General features: G+C 58.3%; 1 protein-coding gene. It reads right to left on the reverse strand.

The features are described 5' to 3' along the window. On the reverse strand, window positions 1-2,332 hold a 2,332-nt coding region (gene smc / locus ACTHUM_RS11510; protein WP_440402927.1), incomplete at its 3' end, for a chromosome segregation protein SMC. Between the last annotated feature and the right edge of the window lie 153 nt (window positions 2,333-2,485).

A 2,485-nucleotide genomic window follows, 5' to 3' on the forward strand; every position in this document is an offset into this window, starting at 1 on the left:
CTTGGCGGCTGTGTGCGGTGGTTTGCTGCTGGTGTTCGAGTTCAGCGGCGGCCTCTTGCAAGGTAACGATGTCGTCTGCAAGGCCGTCTGAAGTATGTTGCAACACGGTCTGCTCTTCCGCCAACTGCGCCAGTTCGCGCTCGATGTGTTCGCGGCGGATTTGCCCTTGGTTGGTGCGCGCTAAAAGTTCGGCGGCGCGTTGCTGCGCTTGGCTGTATTGGCGCGTATGCTGCTGTTGCTGCTGCATCAGGTTTTTATGTTGCACTTCGGACGAGCGCACGGTTGCCTCCGCCTGTTTGAACGAGGCTTCGGCGGCGGAGAGTTCGGGGGCGAGGTTTTCCAGTTCGGACGCAATGCCGTCGAGACGGGCTTTTTGGGCAATCAGGCTTTCCTGCGCGGGTTTGGCATAGAGCAGGACGCTGACTTTATCGACCTGATGGCCTTCGGGCGTGAGCCAGATTTGGTGGGCGCCCAAATCGCTTTGATGCGCGAGGGCGTAGCTCAAATCGGGCGCGCACAATACGCCGTCGAGCCAGTGGTGCAATGCCGTCTGAAACGGCGGCTGCGCTTGGATTTGGTTCAACAATGCCTGTACGGGCAGGGATTTTTTGAAGCCGCCGGAGAGGTCGTCTGAAAGCCATGCCGCCTGCCCCTGCGGCAAAGGTGCGGGGGGAACGAAGCCGTGCGGCACGGCGCGGGCATGCAGGCGTTCAGCAAGGATGACGGACAAGGCGTGCTGCCACTCGGCGGGCGCGGTGATGTGTTGCCACAGCTGCGGCGCGGCGGCGTGGTCGGTTGCCTGCCAGAAGTCGGCGGCTTCCTGCTGTTGCGACAGGATTTGCGACAATGCCTGCTGCTGCGCCTGCAAGGTGATGTGTTGCTGCTTCAGGCTTTGGAAGCGGTTTGAGGCCGTCTGAAACGCCTCGCGGGCGGCGTGTAAGGCTTCTTCGGCGGCAATGATTTGCTCTTCGTAATGCTCTTGCTGGCTTTGCAACAAGGCGGCGGCTTCCTGCGCGGCTGTGGTTTCGGCTTCGTCGGGCAGGTTCAGGGCTTGGTTTTCCTGCTTCAGACGGCCTTTGCGCTCTTCGTGCTTGGCAACGGTTTGTTCGGCATGGGCAAGCTGCTGCTGCTTCAACGCCAGTTCGCGGCGGATGCGGTTTGCCTCGTCCTGCTGGGTTTGGAAGGCGGCGTTAAGCGTGGCTTGGGCTTCTTCCAATTCGGGCAGACGCTCTTCGTGTTCAGCAACCTGCATCGCCCATTCCGCCAATTCGGTTTGCTTTTCTTCGACGTATAACTCGTTTTCTTCCAGCTTGACGCAGATTTGCTGCTGCTCTTGATGGATGCGCTGCAACTGCGCCTGCGCCGCCTGCTTGTCGCGTTCGATGCGTTGGTGCAGGTTTTGCTGATGGCGGATTTGTTCTTCCAAACGGGCAATCTGCTCGCGCAACACGCCGCGTTTGTTGCTCAATTCGTGTACCGCCTGCTGCTGCGACTGCTCGGCGGTCTGCAAGGCGTGTACTTCGTCGTTTAACGCCTGAACCTGCGCGGCGGTTTCGTCCTGCTGCGCCTGCAAAGACTGATGCTGCGCGGTCGCCTTGTCGGCGGCGGCAAGCGATTGCTGCCATTGCGCGTAATCAAGCAAATCCTGTTGTTGGTTTAACTGCGCGGTCAGGGATTTGTAGCGTTCGGCGGTTTCCGCTTGTTTTTCCAGCTTTTCCACCTGACGCGCCAACTCGTTCTGCAAATCGCCCAAACGCTGCAAATGCTCGCGCGTGTCTTTCAGACGACCTTCCGTCTCCTTGCGGCGTTCCTTATATTTGGACACGCCCGCCGCCTCCTCGATATAGGCGCGCAACTCCTCCGGCCGCGCTTCGATGATGCGCGAAATCATCCCCTGTTCGATAACGGCATAACCGCGCGCGCCCACGCCCGTACCCAGAAACAAATCGGTAATGTCGCGGCGGCGCACGGTCTGATTGTTGATGAAATAAGTCGATTCGCCCTGACGCGTCAGCTGCCGCTTGATGCTCACCTCTGCATACTGCCCCCACGCCCCCTGCAAACTGTGGTCGCTGTTGTCAAACACCAGCTCCACCGAAGCTCTCGGCGCAGGACGGCGCGTTGCCGCACCGTTAAAAATCACGTCCTGCATACTCTCGCCGCGAAGCTGCTTCGCCGAAGCCTCTCCCAACACCCAGCGCACCGCGTCAATCACATTCGACTTGCCGCAGCCGTTCGGCCCGATAACCGCAACAAGCTGCCCCGGAACATGAATCGTGGTCGGGTCGGTAAAAGATTTGAAGCCGGAGAGTTTAATGTGGGTAAGGCGCATGGCAATGTTTCGAATCTGAAAAGAAGGCGTATTTTAACGGAAATACGCTGATCCGTTGAGAGAAAAGCATCCATAAAGTCCGACTGCTTTTTTATCTTCAAAAGGCCGTCTGAAAAGTTTGTTAAAAAGAAACAGACTAGTATTGAACTCACT

The organism is Neisseria sp. P0021.S006 (assembly GCF_051956895.1).